The organism is Flavobacterium anhuiense, from assembly GCF_004151235.1.
Lineage (GTDB): Bacteria > Bacteroidota > Bacteroidia > Flavobacteriales > Flavobacteriaceae > Flavobacterium > Flavobacterium anhuiense_A.
The window spans coordinates 269,492-287,962 of record NZ_JUIV01000002.1; the positions used below are offsets into that span (position 1 = coordinate 269,492).

Below are 18,471 nucleotides of genomic sequence, written 5' to 3' on the forward strand. Positions count from 1 at the left end.
TTAGAACCTTATTTGTAATAATTTCGAAACCAAACCTTCTGCCATTCTCTTTTTAAGATCAAAAAAGCAACTTGCTCTGCTAAAATGACTAAATCTGAACCATCAAGTTGTTTGATTTCATTTTCTGGAACGTCAATGATATAAAGGAGATTTAAATATTCAGCAAATTTATACTGAATCATTCTATAGACTTTTTCGTGAAGCTGAATTTTTAATTCATCTGGAGAAATGCTCATTGGAAAATCAATTCCTTCATTCGCTAAATTAAAATCTTTATTAAGCTGTTCAATAAGACTCAGATATAAAGTCTCTGCTTGCGCCTGTGCTAATAATGATTCGGTATTTGTTGGTGCTACAAACATATGATTTTAGATTTTAGATTGCTGATTTATGATTGTAGAATTTGTTATTGAAATTGATTTTTGAATTGCTAGTTTTTAAACTTTACGTCCCATTAAATTTTCTCCGAAAGTTCTCAAAACGTTTTTCTTCTCATTGCTTATTTCCATTTTTTCTAACGTTTCAAAAGCTTTAAAAGTGTACATTTCGATTGCTTCCTGAGTGGCTTTTGATGCTCCGGATTCGTTGAAAATGGCTTTAGCGGTTGCTATTTTTTCTGTATTATCTTCCAGTTGAAGCGTGAATAATTTTTCTAATTCAGAAGCTTTTTCATCAGAAGAAAACTCTAAGGCTTTTAGATATAAATATGTTTTTTTATTTTCTATAATATCTCCTCCAACTTGTTTTCCAAAAGTTTCTGGATCTCCAAAAGCATCTAGATAATCGTCTTGAAGTTGGAATGCTAATCCTAAATTTAATCCGAAATCGTAAATTAAATCAGCTTCTTTTTCAGAAGTTTTAGCCACAATGGCACCCATTTTCATGGCAGCAGCAACCAACACAGCCGTTTTGTATTCAATCATTTTAAGATATTGCGGAATCGTAACATCTTTACGAGTTTCAAAATCTACATCCCATTGTTGTCCTTCACAAACTTCAAGAGCTGTTTTGCTGAATAATTTGGCAAGATTTCTAAAAACACTTGGTTCGTATTGCTCAAAATACTGGTAAGCTAAAATCAGCATGGCATCTCCAGAAAGAATTCCAGTGTTTAGATTCCATTTTTCATGCACAGTAACTTGTCCTCTTCTCAAAGGCGCATCGTCCATAATATCGTCATGAACGAGCGAAAAGTTATGAAAAACTTCAACCGCCATTGCTGCCGGAAGCGCAACCGAATAATCAGTGTCAAAAACCTCTGCAGCCATTAAAGTTAAAACAGGACGGATACGTTTTCCGCCTAGTCCTAAAATGTATTCTATTGGTTCGTAAAGATTTTTAGGGTCTTTATGTATGTTCTGGCTTTGTAGATAATTAATAAAAAAATCTTGGTACTGACTTATATCGTGCATAATAAATTCTGATTTCGCGGCTCAAAGATACAATTCAAATATGAATTTCTAAGAATGAAATGTTAAAAGCTTGTCGGGCTTTAAAATGGCTTTTAACCGTTCTCATTTTTAATATGTTAAAAAAAAATCTAAAAAACTCGGAAACTTTTTTGGTATTTAGAGTTTCCTGTCTATATTTGCAACATTAAAATGGAAACTGAGAACACTGTAAAAGTTTCCGTGTAAAGTTTTAATGATTTGTAAAATCAATTAAATCAGGTATTTATGAAAACAAAATGGACTTTAGATTCTAGCCAGTCAGATGTTTTATTGAAAATGAGACGATCAAGAACTGCTTATTTAGGAGGAGATGCCAATAAATTTGATGGGTATGTAAATATTGAAGATAACGAGATTGAAGATGCTTCTGTAGAATTCTCATTAGATATCAATAACAAAAATGAAAGTTTCCAATCTATAGATGCTTATTTACAGCTTCAAGACTTTTTTGAAGAAGATGAGCATCCAATTATTAGCTTCAAATCGACTTCATTTCAAAAAGTAAATAGAAACATCAATTTCTTCAAAGGAGATTTAACTATAAAAGATATTACCAGAGTAGTGGAGTTAGATGCTGAATTTCTTGGAGAAAATATTTATAACGGAGAAAAGAAAGTAGCTTTTGAAATTAAAGGAAACATCAAACGTGAAGACTTTGGTTTAGATTACAGCTCTTTCAATCACGCTTCAGGCGCCGCTTTAGGTAAAGACATTAAACTTATCGCAAATTTAGAATTTAGCATATAAATCTTACCAAATCAATAAATTGATGTAAAATTATTACAAATAAACAGGAAACTATTTTTTTAATTTTAGTTTCCAAAGTATATTTGTGATGCAATTCGAGAATTTAAAATGAAAGAGAAGATTATAGCAAAAGCAAGCGAATTGTTTTTAAAGCTTGGTTTTAAGAGTGTTACAATGGATGATATTGCGGGTGAGATGTGTATTTCGAAAAAAACGATTTACAAGTATTTCTGCAATAAGGAAGTTCTGATTGAAGAAAGCACTTCATTAGTTCACGGTCAGGTACACGAAATTATGGATACCATTATTGCAAAGAATTATAATGCTATTCATGAAAATTTTGAGATTAGAGAAATGTTTCGTGATATGTTTAAAAATAATACAGATACGTCACCAATCTATCAGTTGAAAAAGCATTATCCTGAGATTTATCAGAATATTTTGTCTTTCGAAATTGATCAGTGTACCCAGCTTTTTAGAGAAAATATTGAAAAAGGAATTCGCGAGGGACTTTATAGAAGTGATCTAAATGTAGAGGTTTACGTTAAATTTTATTACACTCTAGTTTTTCATATAAACGAAAATACGGTTTCTGAAAGTGAAGCGCAAAGAATAGAGCTGGAAGCCTTAGAGTATCATACTCGTGCAATGGCGACTGAAAAGGGGGTAGAGGAATTAGAAAAACAATTAAAAAAGATTAGCAATTAATTATTATCCAAATTGTCGTCATTTTTCTGAGAGAGTTGTAAAAGATGAAATGACGATGCCATCTCAAATTTTAAAAATAAATAATAACTACTTATGAAAAGAATCCTTCTTATATTTTTGTGCACCATTGGCTTGTCTGTCAACGCACAAACCACTTTAACCTTGAAAGATGCTGTTAATTATGCGCTTCAAAATAAAGCTGACGCTAAAAAAGCAAAACTTCAGGTAGAAAATAGTGAGTATCAGATTCAGGAAATACGTTCGAGAGCTTTACCGCAAATTAGTGCAAACGGGAATTTAACATATAATCCGGTAATTCAGACAACAGTTATTGATGGAGCTGCATTTGGCGCACCAGGAACTACGATTCAGGCAGCATTTGGCCAAAAATGGACATCAACTGCAGGGATTTCTTTGACTCAAGCATTATTTGATCAGTCCGTTTTTACAGGTTTAAGAGCAGCAAAAACGACTCGTGAGTTTTATCAAATAAACGACCAGTTAACTGAAGAACAAGTTATTGAGAGAGTTGCAAATAACTACTATTCAGTTTATGTGCAAAGAGAAAGACTTATTCTTTTAGATAGCAACTATGTAAATACACAAAAAGTTCGTGATATTGTTCAAGGGCAGTTTAATAATGGTTTGGCTAAAAAAATTGATTTGGATCGTATTATCGTAAAACTGTCTAACATTGATACAGATCGTCAGCAGGTTAAAAATCAAATCGAGTTGCAGGAAAATGCATTGAAGTTTTACATGGGTATGCCTATAGAAACTCAAATTGTGATGCCAAAAGAAGAATTTGAAGTTGTGCCAGCTGCTTTAACACAAGAGCCAAATATTGAAAACAGAACAGAATATTTGCTTTTGAAAAAACAAGAAGAACTTTTAGTATTCAATAAAAAAGCTGTTGAAGCGGGTTATTATCCTACACTTTCATTATCTGCGGGTTACAATTATATCGGACAAGGACCTGAAATGCCTTGGTTTGCAAAACCAGAAAAAGGAGTGTATTGGTCAGATTTCTCAGCTATTGCTTTAAACTTACACGTGCCAATCTTTACAGGTTTCGGAACTCGTGCAAAAGTTAGACAAGCCGATGTTCAAATTAGAGAACTGCAAGAAGATATCAAAGACACTAAACTTTCTCTTGATTTAGATTATAGAAATGCAATGACACAGATTAATAATAATCTTGTAACTATTGAAAATCAGAGAGAAAATATGCGTTTAGCGTTAGAAATTCTAAGCAATACCAAAAATAATTACCTTCAAGGTTTAGCATCTTTAACCGATTTGCTAGACGCAGAAAACGCATCACTTGAAGCTCAAAATAACTTTACAAGAGCGGTTTTAAATTATAAAATTGCCGAAATATCTCTAATCAAATCAAAAGGCGAACTTAAATCTCTTACTAAATAACAAATTATTACAATGAAGAAAATAATTATAACAGTCGTAATCATAATTGTAGCTTTTTTTGGAGTTAGCTACATTTTAAATAAGAACAAAGCAGAAAACGAAGCGAAAACTGCCATTGTAGCAGAAAAAAACGCAGCAGTTTCTGTAAAAGTGGCTACAGTAAAAACTGAAGATGTAAACTTGGCTTTTACTGCTAACGGAAACTTTGTGCCAATTCAGGAATTGACTTTCTCTGCTGAAAAATCTGGAAAAGTAATTAGTGTTTTAGTAAAAGAAGGTGACTATGTAAAAGTAGGACAAACTCTTTTAACAGTAAGAGGAGATGTTATCAACGTAAACGCTCAAGCAGCTGAGGCAGCATACCAAAATGCAAAATCTGATTATGCTAGATATGAAAATGCTTTTAAAACAGGTGGTGTTACAAAACAACAATTAGATCAGGCAAAATTGGCTTTAACAAACGCTCAATCTAATTATACTCAAGCAAAAATCAATGTTGGAGATACAAGAGTAAAAGCGCCAATTAACGGTTACATCAACAAAAAATATATCGAACCAGGTTCTATTTTGGCTGGAATGCCTGCAACAGCATTATTTGATATTGTAAATGTTTCTAAATTAAAATTGAATGTTACTGTAAACGAAACTCAAGTAGCAAGCTTAAAATTAGGCAGCACAGTAAACATTACAGCAAGCGTTTATCCTGACAAAACTTTCTCAGGAAAAATTACTTTCATCGCTGCAAAAGCAGATGCTTCTTTAAATTTCCCTGTAGAAATTGAAATTACAAACAATGCAAGCAATGACTTAAAAGCAGGTATGTACGGAACTGCAACTTTCGGTTCAACAAACCAAAAACAAAACTTAAAAGTAGTTCCGAGAAATGCATTTGTTGGTAGTGTGAGCAGTAACGAAATCTTTGTTGTAGAAAACGGAGTTGCTAAATTGAGAAAAGTAGTTGCTGGAAGAATTTTAGGAGATAAGGTTGAAATTATCAGCGGTTTAAATGACGGAGAAACTGTAATTGTTACAGGTCAAATCAACCTACAAGACGGAAATACAGTAGAAATTATTAAATAATTATTTGGCTATAAGCATTAAGCGATAGGCTATAAGCAATTTAAAAGCTTAAAGCCTACTGCCTACAGCTTAAAGCATAAAGAAAAAATATATGAAATTAGCCGAAATATCCATAAAACGTCCGTCGTTGGTAATTGTATTGTTTACAATTCTGACACTAGGTGGATTGTTCAGCTACAGCCAATTAGGCTACGAGCTGATCCCAAAATTCGAAACCAACGTAATTACGGTTTCAACTGTATATCCTGGAGCTTCTCCAAGTGAGGTTGAAAATACAGTAACAAAGAAAATTGAAGATGCGATTGCGTCTTTGGAAAATATCAAGAAAATCGACTCGAAATCTTACGAGAGCCTTTCGATTGTATCGATCACATTGACTTCAAATGCGAATGTTGATATTTCGATGAACGATGCACAGCGTAAAATCAATGCGATTTTGAGTGACTTGCCAGACGATGCAGATCCACCATCATTGACTAAATTCTCTTTGAGTGATTTACCAATTATGACGCTTGGTGCAAATGGAAAAATGGACGAAGCAGCGTTTTACGATTTGATCGATAAAAAGATTGCTCCAGTTTTATCTCGTGTACAAGGGGTTGCTCAGGTAAATATTATTGGTGGTCAAGAGCGTGAGATTCAGGTAAACCTTGACGCAGTAAAAATGCAAGGTTACGGACTTTCAGTTCCGCAAGTGCAGCAGACTATTTTAAGTTCAAACTTAGATTTCCCAACGGGTAACATCCAGACTCGTAATCAAAAAATCTTAATCCGTTTAGCGGGTAAATATAAAAATGTTGACGAATTAAGAAACTTAGTGGTTTCTTCTCAAAATGGAATTCAAATTCGTTTAGGAGAAATTGCAGATGTTCAGGATACGCAAAAAATCGCAGAGAAAATTGCGCGTGTCGATCAAAAAAGTGCGATTGTACTTCAAATTGTAAAACAATCAGATGCTAATGCCGTTGCGGTAAGTGAGCAGTTGATTAAAACAATTAAAACTTTAGAGAACGATTATAAATCGGCTCAATTAAAATTAGAAGTTGCAAAAGACAGTACAGTTTTTACTCTTGAAGCAGCAGATTCTGTTGTACATGACTTGTTAATTGCGGTTATTCTGGTAGCATTCGTAATGTTGTTCTTCTTGCACAGTATTAGAAACTCATTGATCGTAATGGTGTCTATTCCAGCATCTTTGATTGCAACATTTATTGGAATCTATTTATTAGGTTATACACTTAACTTAATGTCTTTACTTGGTTTATCTCTTGTAGTTGGTATTCTTGTGGATGACGCGATCGTTGTACTTGAAAATATTTACCGACACATGGAGATGGGTAAAAGCCGAATTCGTGCCGCTTATGATGGAACTGCCGAAATTGGTGCAACCGTAACTTCGATTACATTAGTAATTGTTGTAGTGTTCCTACCGATTGCGATGAGTACAGGATTGGTATCGAACATTATTACACAGTTCTGTGTCACGGTAATTATTTCTACAATGTTCTCGTTATTGGCTTCATTTACGATTATTCCGTGGTTATCATCACGTTTCGGAAAATTAGAGCATATTGAAGGTAAAAATCTTTTCGGAAGAATTATCCTTGGATTTGAAAGCTACTTAACTCGTTTTACTGACTGGGTATCTCACTTATTAAACTGGTGTTTAGATCACTACATTAAAACAATGGTTGTCATTGTGGTAATGTTCTTTGGTACGATCTTCTGGTTAATGGGAGGCGGATACATTGGAGGAGAGTTCTTCGCATCATCTGATAGTGGTGAGTTCTTGGTTCAAATCGAGATGCCAAAAGACGCTTCGTTAGAACAGACAAACTTTATGACGCAAAAAGCAGAAGCTTTCTTAAAAGGAGAGAAATATGTTTTCAGCCAAATTACAACAGTTGGTCAAACCAGTGAAGGTTTAGGAGCAGCTCAAGCAACTGCATACAAAGCAGAGATTGACGTTAAAATGATCGATCAAAAAGATCGTACAGATGACGCCAACGTATACGCTGCGAAAGTGAAACGTAAATTGGAAAAAGTTTTAGTTGGAGCAAAAGTAAAAACAGTTCCTGTAGGTATTTTAGGTACCGCTGAAGATGCAACTTTAGGTTTGATCGTAACAGGTCCAAACGTAGAAAGTGCTATGAAATTTGCTAAACTTGCCGAAGCTGAATTACGCACCATTCCTGGAACAACTGAGATTAAATTAACAGTTGAGGATGGAAACCCTGAGATCAACGTTCAGGTTGACAGAGATAAAATGGCTGCGTTAGGATTAACACTTCAAACAGTTGGTTTAACCATGCAGACTGCTTACAGTGGTAACACAGACGGTAAATTTAGAGCTGGTGAATATGAATATGACATCAACATTAAATACAACGAATTTGATAGAAAAAATATAACAGACGTTAGTAATTTGATTTTCATCAACAATGCTGGTCAGCAGATTAAATTAAACCAATTCGCCACAATTACAGAAGGTTCTGGACCAAGTAAATTGGAGCGTAGAGATAAAACAGCTTCTGTAACTGTACAAGGTCAGAATGTTGGGGTGCCAGCGGGAACGATTGTTCAGCAATGGCAGGCAAAATTAGATAAATTGCAAAAACCAACCGGAGTTAACTATATCTGGGGTGGTGACCAAGAAAACCAATCAGAAGGATTTGGTACTTTAGGAATCGCATTATTAGCTGCTATTATTTTGGTTTACCTTGTAATGGTTGGATTGTATGACAGTTTCGTTCACCCGTTTGTCGTATTATTTGCTATTCCGCTTTCGTTCATTGGGGTTTTATTTGCACTGGCATTAACAAACAATACATTAAATATCTTTACTATCTTAGGGGTAATCATGTTGATTGGTCTGGTGTGTAAGAATGCGATCATGCTTGTCGATTATACCAATCAGCGAAGAGCGGCTGGAGAATCAATCAGAAATGCCTTGATTCAGGCAAACCACGCTCGTTTACGTCCGATCTTGATGACAACAATTGCGATGGTATTTGGTATGTTCCCAATTGCATTGGCATCTGGAGCAGGAGCTGAATGGAAAAACGGATTGGCTTGGGTAATTATTGGAGGTTTGATTTCTTCATTATTCCTTACGTTAATCGTGGTTCCTGTAATCTATGATATTATGGAGAAAATCATTAGAAAATTCTCTAAAGGCGAAAAAATCGACTACGAAGCTGAAATGCACGCGGATTATACGCCAGCAGAATTAAGCGAAGACGGTTTCAATCCTAAACACACTCATTAATAGTTTTAATTTTTGATAGTGAAATTCCGAGCCCGAATTCGGAATTTCACAATGAAAAATCCCAGATTCCTTCAAATTGGAATTTGGGATTTTTTTATTAATACCTTAAAAAAGTTTCACGCAGATTTTACAGATTTTTGGCAGATTTAATTAGAAAAATCTGTATTTATCCGCTTAAATCTTTATTAAATCTGCGTGAAAAAAATAGCACTTTCAATTGGAATTTGGAATTTGAACTTTGGAATTTAAATCTTGAGATTTAGGATTTTTTTATTGTTAATTGAAAAATCTGTTTATTTGCATCACCTTACAAAAAATATTATGCTACAAAAAGACAAGTCAGCAGCAATTGGTTTTATTTTCATAACCATGTTAATAGACATTACAGGATGGGGGATTATTATTCCTGTAATACCAAAATTAATCGAAGAATTGATTCATGGAGACATCAGCGAAGCTGCAAAAATTGGTGGCTGGTTAACTTTCGCGTATGCGATAACCCAGTTTGTATTTGCTCCCGTTATTGGAAATTTAAGTGATAAATTCGGAAGAAGACCGATTATCCTGATTTCACTTTTCGGATTTTCATTAGATTATATTTTATTGGCATTTTCTCCAACGATTATCTGGCTTTTTGTTGGAAGGATTATCGCAGGTATAACTGGCGCTAGTATTACAACCGCGTCTGCTTATATTGCCGATGTCAGCACTGCAGAAAACAGAGCAAAAAACTTTGGATTAATTGGAGCTGCTTTCGGATTAGGATTTATCATCGGACCAGTTATTGGCGGACTTTTAGGTCAATATGGCTCTAGAGTTCCTTTTTACGCAGCCGCAGTTCTGTGCATGCTTAATTTCCTTTACGGATTTTTCATTTTACCAGAATCATTAAAAAAAGAAAACAGAAGAGAATTCGACTGGAAACGTGCCAATCCAATCGGAGCTATTTTAGGATTAAGAAAACACCCAACATTAATTGGATTAATTGTTGCTATTTTTTTACTATACGTTGGTTCTCATGCAGTACAAAGCAATTGGAGTTTCTTCACTATCTATCAATTTAATTGGAACGAAAGAATGATCGGAATTTCATTGGGAATAATCGGTTTATTAGTTGGAGTGGTTCAAGGAGGATTGGTTCGTTACATCAATCCGAAAATAGGAAATGAGAAAAGCATTTACACTGGTTTAGCTTTATATACAATCGGAATGCTATTATTTGCTTTTGCAACAGAAAGCTGGATGATGTTTGTGTTTTTAATTCCATATTGCCTTGGCGGAATTGCAGGACCAGCGTTACAATCTGTTGTAGCAAGTAAAGTAGCGCCAAGCGAACAAGGAGAAATTCAAGGAACCTTAACCAGTTTAATGAGCGCTTCTTCTATTATTGGTCCGCCAATGATGGCCAATACATTTTATTTCTTCACTCATGACGACGCACCTTTTAAATTTGCAGGAGCACCTTTTATTTTAGGAGGAGTTTTAATGTTGCTGAGTACAGTTGTAGCTTATTTTTCATTGAAAAAACATGCGGTTCCGAAAATAGAAATTAATAATCAAGAAACTGTATAAAAACTAAAGAGTCTTCATTTTACTGAAGACTTTTTTATTTGGAATTTGGATTTTTTTTTGATTGGAATTTCTATTTCAAATACAAATAATGGTTAAAATAATCAATAATTGCTTTTCCTTCCAATAGAACATCAGCGCCAATAATGCCGTGAACAGGTTTGGCTTTAAAAGATTCTAAAGCCTCATTTACATGCGAAAGATCAAAAATTACGATACTAAAGCCTTTACTTTTCCAGCTACCTAACTGCAGTTTATTTTGAGACGAAATTTGTGTTGTCATTCCGGTTCCTCCAGCTCCAGATGCTTTTGTTTTAGAGTTTTTAGCAGAAAGTTCAAAGCGTTCAATAGACTCAAAACCCACACAAGTATTGGATGCACCCGTATCTAAAATGAAATTGCCAGAAATGCCATTAATTTTGGCTTTTATCTGCAAATGCTGTGTTTTAGTTATTTTGAACTTTATTTTTTTGTATTTCTCTATTTTGAGAATTTCGTGAAGATTTTCCATTCCTGTAATGATTGAAACCCAAAAATAAGCCAATTAAACCCAAAAAACTAATGATATATAAGATATAATTGGTTTGCTTTTCAGGTTTTTCGAGCGTGCCGTAATACACAAAAGCGCTCCAGTAATAAGGAGACTTTTTTGCATTTGGAACGTTTTCATCTTTTAAAAACTCCCTTTTTGCATTTGACGTTGCATGTACAAAAGACGAATTGTGTTTTACTTCTTTATAAAAATAATCCATAAACACAGAAGTTGTATAATCGTTTACATTCCACAACGAAAATAATAGATTTTGCGCTCCTGCAAACTGAAAACCTCTTGCGACACTCATGGCGCCTTCGCCTTTATAGAGTTTTCCAATTCCTGTTTCGCAGGCACTCAGAACTACCAAATCAGGATTGAATTGTAAATTATACAATTCAGAAAATAAAACTTCTTGATCGTAGAATTTGATGCTCGCAGGAGTTTCCAGATCGCCCGAAGAAGCGTGTGTGCTGAGATGTATAATCGACTTTCCTATTGCATTGTTTTTGAAATTTGAGAAATCAGCATTTTTATTCTCAAAAAACTGCCCATCAAAATTGTGTTTTATAGACTGCAGTTCATTTTTTGAAAACGGAAGTTCATAATTGGTCTTTTCGAAAATAGGGAAAAGGCCTAAAATATTGTTTTTGCCATTTGAAAGCGTATTCGCATTCAAATATAATTCTGCAGAATTGTTGTAGGCAACATCAAACTTATCCAGCAGATAATGCATTTTGGTAAAATTTGACGTGTTTGAAATTTCGCTTATTAAAGCTTCAAAAGGCAGAAAAGACAGAATTCCATCTGGAACGATAATCAAATTTTTATGCTTTTCAAGTTTTGGAATTTGAAGTTTCTGATAGACTTTATTTCCAAGTAAATTATACTTTTTAGGATTGTTGGCAATTGCCGAAGGATCTTTAAAAAGCCCAATGAATGAAAGCAATTCTTTATCAAATGTTTCAATTTTGTGCAGTATGATTTTTTTATTTTCCAGAGTGAAATTGTAGATGCAATGACTTCCAAAAAAGTATTCCACTAATGCAGCATTGTCTTTTTTCAGTTTGTCGTATAACTTAGTTAAATCCAATTCAGAATTCTTTTTCTGATCGGTTTTGTTTTGTTTCGTTTTCAAAAGCAGCATCAATTCATTTTGCTTTTTAACGGCTTCATTTATTTTAGAAATGTTCGCGGCTTCTAATTTCTGCTGTTCTTTCAGAATTATGGTATTCCAGTTTTGGAGCTGTTGCAAAATCAGTTTTTCTTCTCTCGAGATTGTTTCAATATTTTTGAGATGTCTTTTTAATACAACAGATTTTGTATGTTCAGACAATAAAAAAGCACTTTCTATATAATTCATTTTTCGTTCTCTTTCAAACAATGAAAGATAAATTTCAATGCATTTTTCTGTTCTGTTTCTGTTTCTTACTTGCGTTATAATTTTAGAATTCTCATAAACCAAAAGCGACTGAATCATTTCTTCGATTTTAAAAGAAAGCTCATAACTTTTTAAGGCATTTTTTGGCTGATTTTCGGCTAAATAAATTAAGGCTTGCAAATCTAAAGCATCCAATAAAACCGTTTCCGCATAAAGCGAATTTCCATTCGGGAGCCTATTTTTTGAAGCTGAATAATTAGGAAGAAGTGTTTTAAAAACGATTTCTAAATTTTGCTGAGCGTCAATTAAATTGCCTTCAGAAAAAGAAATAAAAGCGGCTTCATAATAAAACTGTCCTATTTTTCGAGGTTCTCGTTTCGGATTTTTATTGAATTCAGTTTTTGCTTTTTCAAAAAATTCAGAAGCTTTTTTAAAATCGTTTTGATCTACTTTTAGCTGTGCCAAATTTCGATATGCATTTGCCAAAGTTTCGGTTTGTGTTTTATAATTTTTTAAAAGAGAAACAGCTTTTAAAAATGAAGTTTCAGCTTCAGCCTTTTTAGAAGATAAAACATAGTTTGTTCCCAAATTATTCAATAATAGACCTTTTTCAACAGCAGAAAGTTTTTCGGTCTGGATTGTTTTTTCAATCAATTCTATTGCTTTATAAACGTTACCGGTATTTTGATAAACATTTGAAAGATTAAGAATTGCGGCCGTTTTTTGGCTCTTGTTTTTCTGCTGGCTGGCAATAAAATAATATTGTTTGATAGTGTTTTCGGCATTTTCATAATCGCCCAAAACGGTATATAAATTGCCCAAAGGTTTCAGGCAGAATTCAATTATATCATAATTTTTCAGTTTGTTTTTCTGGTAAATCATCCAAGCTTTTTCGTAGCTTTTTATCGCATCTAAATTCTGTCCAAACTGATTTTCATAATACGCTTTATTGCAATTTAAAATGACAATTGCCAATAATTCATCTTTGGTTTTGGTCTTGGCACTTTTCCAGAAATCACTTTCTATGTTTCTTAAATTCTGCAACGCTTCCGCGGAAGGATTTGCGGTAAAACTATCAACTGCATTATATATTTTGTCCTCCTGATTTTGCCCAAAAACATTGAGACACAGGAAAAGAAACATGAAACCATATAAGTGATGTAAGTTCATATTATATTGTTTTTGCCACGAATTTCACGAATTTTCACAAATCGAAACTCAAAATAGCATTACTTAAAATTAGTGGAAATTAGTGAAATTCGTGGCAAAATATTCTTTGCGTGTCTCTGCGTAACCTTTGCGAATCTTTGCGGTATAACCTCTAAAACTTCCAAATTCCATAAACCTGAAAATAATTAAAATTCTGTTCAAAATTAATCACATAACGCGCACCCAAGCTAGGTCCGATTCTAGCAAAACCAGCTGTTAAATCAAATAAAAGTCCCGTTTTAAAGCCTGAGAAATTGTTTTTTATCGTATTAGAACTTGTTGTTGAACTAATCAAAAAGTTCTCCTTATCGCCTTCATAAGTATCCACCGTGGTGGTTCGATTCTGTTCTGAATACACATTTACATTCGTTTGAATTCCCGCTCCAACCCCAATGTAGTTGTTGATATTATATCGAATTAAAACAGGGATTTCCCAATTGACATTTTTATTTTCAGTGGCAGTTGTGGTGCGTACCAATTGTCTGGTTCCGTTGGCATTTGTATTAAATTCTTCCGATACGTTTACTTTACTATCGTATTTGTTTAAAGCATTTTCCCATTCCACTTGCCAATAAAAACGATACGATTTAAAAGGCGAAAGCGTAGCGCCGACAAAATAGCTTGTCGATTTATCTAAATCAGGATAGAAATTATAACCTGCTTTTGCACCAATCGAAATTCCAGGAAGGAATCGAGTAGTGGCATAATTGGTAATAATAGGTTCGTTTTTATCAAAAATAATGGCGGTTCGGCTTTTGGTTTTCACCTTATGAAAATCTTCGCCAAACTTCATCGAGTATTTCACATAACCTTTTGTGGAATCTTTTTCGTGTACATTTTTCTGTTCGCTTCCAGGAAGATAAATGTTTTTAAAAGTAAAAATGATTTGTTTCTGTTTGATAATAGTATCGAGACAGCTTACAGTTGGTTCTTCACCTTTTGGACAAATCGGACATTCGGGATACATGCTTTCAATCTGAAAAGTTTTTTTGTCAAACATGTCAGGAACATCGGTTTCCAAACGGATTTTTCTCGCAGGACCTTCACCATTATTCTGAAAACGGGTTTTAAAATTTACTCGTTTGAAACGCACTAATCTGTAATTCATAAAACTTCCGTTAGAACCCATTTTGTTTGGATCGTGAGAAGTTACAATTTCCATTTCCAGATTTTTCACTTTATGGTTTTTATAGCTTCTGTTTGGAACAAAAATTCCGCGCATGGTAACCGTTGCACTGGTATCTTTTATCATTTCGGGAGTAGTTTTGAAAGTATAAAAAATATTTCGGGTTTCTCCCGGATTCGCATCATCAAATTCTAAAATAGAAACATTATGATAGATTTTATTGGCATCTGAAAGCGAAGCATCCAAATCTTCTTCAGTTGTGGTATTTCTATATTTTTTGGTTTTGAAATTCCCTTCGGCGGAAGCCAAAAAAGTATTCGAATCATTTAAATCATCAGTCGCAGCAACTAGATTTTCTTTCACTTCGCGTTCGCCTGCATACGTTCTAAAATCGCTTAATTCGAAATTATTGTGTTTGAATTGCTTTTCATTATAAAATAAATAAAGCTTTCCGCTAGAAACATAATTTTCAAGATTCTGATAACTTACCACAACTACCATTTCTTGTTCTGGAATAGGATCACAGTTTTTAATAATCGCAAAACCATTCTGATCGGCGATAGAAGCAATGTCTTTATAATTGGTGTCTGTAACATCGTTTATGGCGACTTTCTTCGGGCGAGTTGCGGGAGGTTTTCCGTTATCGTAATTATTCGTTACAGCAAGTCTTGTTGTGTAAGTTCCTTTGTTTTTATAAACATGTTTAGGTTCGGCTTCTTTGCTGTAATGGCCGTCTCCCAATTCCCATAAATAAGAATAACTTGGCTTTGGCGCACCTGCAATCGGAATCAAAGGCGGCGTTTCTGGTTTAAAAGAAACCTGATTTCCGTTTTGAATAAAACCTATATTGGCTCTTCGTGTTATGGTGTCTTTCACTTTGGTTTGTCCTATTGAAAAAATAGAAAATAGAATAAAGAAAATAGACAGTTGTGGTTTCATAACTAGATAGTTTTGAGGTTTAAAATTTCTGAATGAAATCTCAAACAAGATTAAATGTAAAAAAAAGTGATGAGCAAATCACCACTTTTTCTCAAAAAAAGCATTTAGAAGTTACTGTATGGCATTAATAGCAGCAACTAGTTGAGCTTCTGTACCGACTGTTGTTTCGGCTAAAGTAAAGTTGTAAACTGCGTTTGCAGAAATTGTCACTCCTTTTATAGCGTAGCGCCAGTTGCCATTATCTTCAGTTGCAAAAATGATATGGCAAGCTAATCCAATCGGAATTTGTCCGTAGTGTTCGCTAAACAAACCTTCAGAAGTAAACGTATCCAGTTTAGCGAGAGCATTTGTACCTTCTCCGTCATAAGAAAGATAAACTGCACTGTTTGTATTATTATATCCGTCTGGGACATCAACCAAAAGAGTTGTTTTTGGTCTTGGATCGCTATAAAAACGGTCTACGTTTGTCCATCCGAAATTGCCGAAAGTGACATAATAATTATTTCCTTCGCCTTGTACGCCGCCTTTTCCGCCAGTTCCGTCAGCATTTGCTTTTGCTTCTCTCCAAGCCAATTCGCCATCTTCATCTATAACTCCAGTCCATAAAGTCATTAAGTTATCAAAACCATTTGTCAATGCTGTTGGAACAATCATGTTCATAGTGCATGAAGTTTTTAATTCGACTCCCCCCTGAGTTGCTTTGATGAAGAATTCTCCTCCAGAAATTAAAAGATTTTTCTTTCCGTCTGCTGTAATTCCCATAGTTGGTTTGTTAGTAACCAACATATTTCCTTTGTCAAAAAGTTCGATGTACTCAATATCGACTTGCCCTGTTACTGGATTTCCGTTTTTGGTTAAACAATCTCCGTTAATGTAAAGCTTTACACCCTTTGCTGAAGTTAAGGTAACAACACCATTTCCAGCGGTCATAGTAAAATTTTGAGTATTTCTTTTTACTCCTTTTTCACTAATGCTTTTAAAGGCAGCCGAAGTAGGAGGCGAAAGTTTAATATCTTCTCCGTCACTATTGTCACAACTTGCAAATGCTGCCATTGCTAATATTAAAAGTCCGATTTTTTTAAAATTTGTTTTCATAATTTTCTAGTTTTTATAAAATCTGTCTTGATTGTTTTCAAGTAGTTTTCAGATTTGGTTAATTAATTTTAATGTTAAATCAATTCGGGTTTGATTTTGTTACCCTCTTTTTCAAAAAATATTTTTAAGGCATTTATATCGTTATATCAATTGAGTTGGAAATTTGTTACCCCATTTTAGTTTTTAAATAGAAATGCATTTGTCTTCAAACAGATTTCCATCTTCGTCAACAGCAACCAAAATGTCTTTTTTGCGTGAAAATTTAATAGTCAAATAGATCCAGACAATTAGCCATAGGCCAAAAGTTAGTACGCTTAGAAAAAGATGGAAAGCATGATTTATGGTTTTCTTCTCTTTAGACAAAACCACATAAGGCAGTTTTTCATTCTGTTCTGTAATTACAAAACCGTTACGTGTTTTGGCTGCAATTATTTCATAAAAACGATCCAGGTTTTTTTCATCTATAAATTGATAACTTTCCATTTCTTTTAATTTTTTAAAGGTTTTTAAAAGATTCTTGTTTCGTTATATACAATTGACTGTAATATTGTTACCTCTTATTTTTGAAATTTTTTAAGATTCTTTTTTTTAAATTAGCTGTAAAATGTTTTTTTATGGATCAAAATAAAATTCATCCTGATCAAAAATATATCGACGGTCTTGCTGCAAACGATTCGGTAATTATCGAAATGATATATAAAAAGTTTGCGCCAAAAGTCGTTCAGTTTATCACCAATAATTCTGGGGATAAAGACCAGGCGCAGGATGTGATTCAGGAAATCATGATTTTGCTTTTTAATCAGGCGAAAGCCGGAAAACTTCAGCTTACTTGTCCGTTTGATGCCTATTTTTTCTTGTTGTGCAAAAGACGCTGGCTGAACGAATTGAAAAATTCTGCGAATAAAGGGGTAACAATTTATGAGAATGTAGTATCTATCAATGAATCTGCTCACGAATTGATCGCTCAGGCAGAAGAATTTGATGAAAAACAAAAACTTTTTGAAACCATGTTCCAAAAACTGGGAGAGAAATGTCAGGAAGTTTTGAAACTCAGTTTTTCTCTAAAATCAATGGAAGAAGTGGCCGAAAAACTAAACGTAACTTATGGTTATGTGCGAAAAAAGAAATCGTTATGCGTAGGCCAACTGACGCAATGGATTCAAGAAGCAAAAAATTTTAACTCTTTAAAAAACAATTAATCATGAACGAAGAACGCTATATATTATTTGACCAATATCTTCAAGGCGAACTGACCGTTGATGAAAAAAACAATTTGGAGAAACAATTATCTGAGGATGCAGAAATGGCTTCGGAGTTTGAGAGTTTCAAAGAAATGCATTTTCAGCTGGAAAATAAATTCGGAAGAGAGCAAGAAAGAGCGGATTTTGAAGAAAATCTAACTCGAATTTCAGATAAATATTTCAATAAGAATAAACAGAATGTGGTTTCTCTTAAACCATGGTACTTTGCGGCCGCAGCTTCGGTAATTATTATGTTCGGATTGTTTTTCTTTGATTATAAGCATTATCCAAACTTTGAAGACTATAATCATCCAGAAAGCGCTTATTTTACAGAAAGAGGTGTGTCTGAAGCTATTTTAAAGCAGGCAGAGAATAATTTTAATGGGAGAAGATACGATACGGCAATTCCGATTTTTGAAATGATTTTGAAAGAAAACAATTCAGAGGAGATTAAATATTTCTATGCCGTTTCATTATTGCAGGTTGGCAAATATGTAAAAGCAGAAAGTATCTTCAAAGAATTAGAAGCGGGAAATTCTGTTTATAAAGAAAAGGCCAAATGGAATCTGGCGTTGTCTAAGCTAAAACAAGGGAAATACGATGATTGTAAAGCCATTTTACAGACTATTTCGCAAGACTATGAAGATTATGATGAAGTAGAACAGCTTTTGGAAGAATTGGATTAAATTCTAATTATTAA

The 18,471-nt window shown here is 33.9% G+C and carries 15 protein-coding genes; 8 read left to right on the forward strand and 7 right to left on the reverse strand.

Features of this window, described 5'->3' with window-relative positions:
• Positions 1–8: 8 nt before the first annotated feature.
• Together NU08_RS04020 and NU08_RS04025 are read right to left on the reverse strand one after the other, a co-directional pair.
• Positions 9–362: a hypothetical protein gene (locus tag NU08_RS04020; protein ID WP_008466146.1), complete on the reverse strand. Its 354-nt coding sequence runs from the start codon at positions 360–362 to the stop codon at positions 9–11.
• 75 nt (positions 363–437) lie between these two features.
• Positions 438–1,412, reverse strand: coding sequence for a polyprenyl synthetase family protein (locus tag NU08_RS04025; RefSeq protein ID WP_129745965.1), 975 nt, complete (start codon positions 1,410–1,412; stop codon positions 438–440).
• A gap of 264 nt (positions 1,413–1,676) precedes the next feature.
• On the opposite strand from NU08_RS04025, the gene NU08_RS04030 reads away from it, so the two are divergent.
• From NU08_RS04030 to NU08_RS04055, 6 genes are all read left to right on the forward strand, one after another.
• On the forward strand, positions 1,677–2,198 hold the full coding sequence (locus tag NU08_RS04030) for a YceI family protein (RefSeq protein WP_129745966.1): 522 nt from the start codon (positions 1,677–1,679) through the stop codon (positions 2,196–2,198).
• A 108-nt stretch (positions 2,199–2,306) separates the two neighbouring features.
• The gene (locus NU08_RS04035) at positions 2,307–2,906 is read left to right on the forward strand and encodes a TetR/AcrR family transcriptional regulator (protein WP_129745967.1); all 600 of its coding nucleotides are present in this window, start codon (positions 2,307–2,309) and stop codon (positions 2,904–2,906) included.
• 93 nt (positions 2,907–2,999) lie between these two features.
• Entirely contained in the window at positions 3,000–4,331 is a 1,332-nt protein-coding gene (locus tag NU08_RS04040) for a TolC family protein (protein WP_129745968.1), read from the forward strand.
• A gap of 12 nt (positions 4,332–4,343) precedes the next feature.
• Positions 4,344–5,411: an efflux RND transporter periplasmic adaptor subunit gene (locus NU08_RS04045; protein WP_008466154.1), complete on the forward strand. Its 1,068-nt coding sequence runs from the start codon at positions 4,344–4,346 to the stop codon at positions 5,409–5,411.
• A gap of 91 nt (positions 5,412–5,502) precedes the next feature.
• Complete coding sequence (locus NU08_RS04050; protein WP_129745969.1) at positions 5,503–8,679, forward strand: efflux RND transporter permease subunit; 3,177 nt, start codon at positions 5,503–5,505, stop codon at positions 8,677–8,679.
• A gap of 297 nt (positions 8,680–8,976) precedes the next feature.
• A complete protein-coding gene (locus NU08_RS04055) occupies positions 8,977–10,251 on the forward strand; it encodes a TCR/Tet family MFS transporter (protein WP_317126345.1) in 1,275 nt (424 codons plus the stop codon).
• Between the two features lie 70 nt (positions 10,252–10,321).
• Here NU08_RS04055 and NU08_RS04060 read toward each other — a convergent pair whose 3' ends face one another.
• The 5 genes from NU08_RS04060 to NU08_RS04080 all read right to left on the reverse strand — a co-directional run bounded on the left by NU08_RS04060 (position 10,322) and on the right by NU08_RS04080 (position 17,013).
• Complete coding sequence (locus NU08_RS04060; RefSeq protein WP_129745971.1) at positions 10,322–10,759, reverse strand: retropepsin-like aspartic protease; 438 nt, start codon at positions 10,757–10,759, stop codon at positions 10,322–10,324.
• The gene (locus tag NU08_RS04065; protein ID WP_129745972.1) at positions 10,695–13,331 is read right to left on the reverse strand and encodes a CHAT domain-containing protein; all 2,637 of its coding nucleotides are present in this window, start codon (positions 13,329–13,331) and stop codon (positions 10,695–10,697) included. Before NU08_RS04065 ends, NU08_RS04060 begins: the two co-directional genes overlap by 65 nt.
• 151 nt (positions 13,332–13,482) lie before the next feature.
• Positions 13,483–15,435: a PKD domain-containing protein gene (locus NU08_RS04070; protein WP_129745973.1), complete on the reverse strand. Its 1,953-nt coding sequence runs from the start codon at positions 15,433–15,435 to the stop codon at positions 13,483–13,485.
• A 111-nt stretch (positions 15,436–15,546) separates the two neighbouring features.
• Positions 15,547–16,530 carry a hypothetical protein gene (locus NU08_RS04075; protein WP_129745974.1) on the reverse strand — a complete coding sequence of 328 codons (984 nt, stop codon included), beginning with the start codon at positions 16,528–16,530 and terminating at the stop codon, positions 15,547–15,549.
• A 183-nt stretch (positions 16,531–16,713) separates the two neighbouring features.
• Entirely contained in the window at positions 16,714–17,013 is a 300-nt protein-coding gene (locus NU08_RS04080) for a hypothetical protein (protein ID WP_129745975.1), read from the reverse strand.
• A 131-nt stretch (positions 17,014–17,144) separates the two neighbouring features.
• On the opposite strand from NU08_RS04080, the gene NU08_RS04085 reads away from it, so the two are divergent.
• Positions 17,145–17,729, forward strand: coding sequence for an RNA polymerase sigma factor (locus NU08_RS04085; protein ID WP_129745976.1), 585 nt, complete (start codon positions 17,145–17,147; stop codon positions 17,727–17,729).
• Positions 17,730–17,731: 2 nt separating this feature from the next.
• Entirely contained in the window at positions 17,732–18,457 is a 726-nt protein-coding gene (locus NU08_RS04090) for a tetratricopeptide repeat protein (RefSeq protein WP_129745977.1), read from the forward strand.
• Positions 18,458–18,471: the final 14 nt, after the last annotated feature.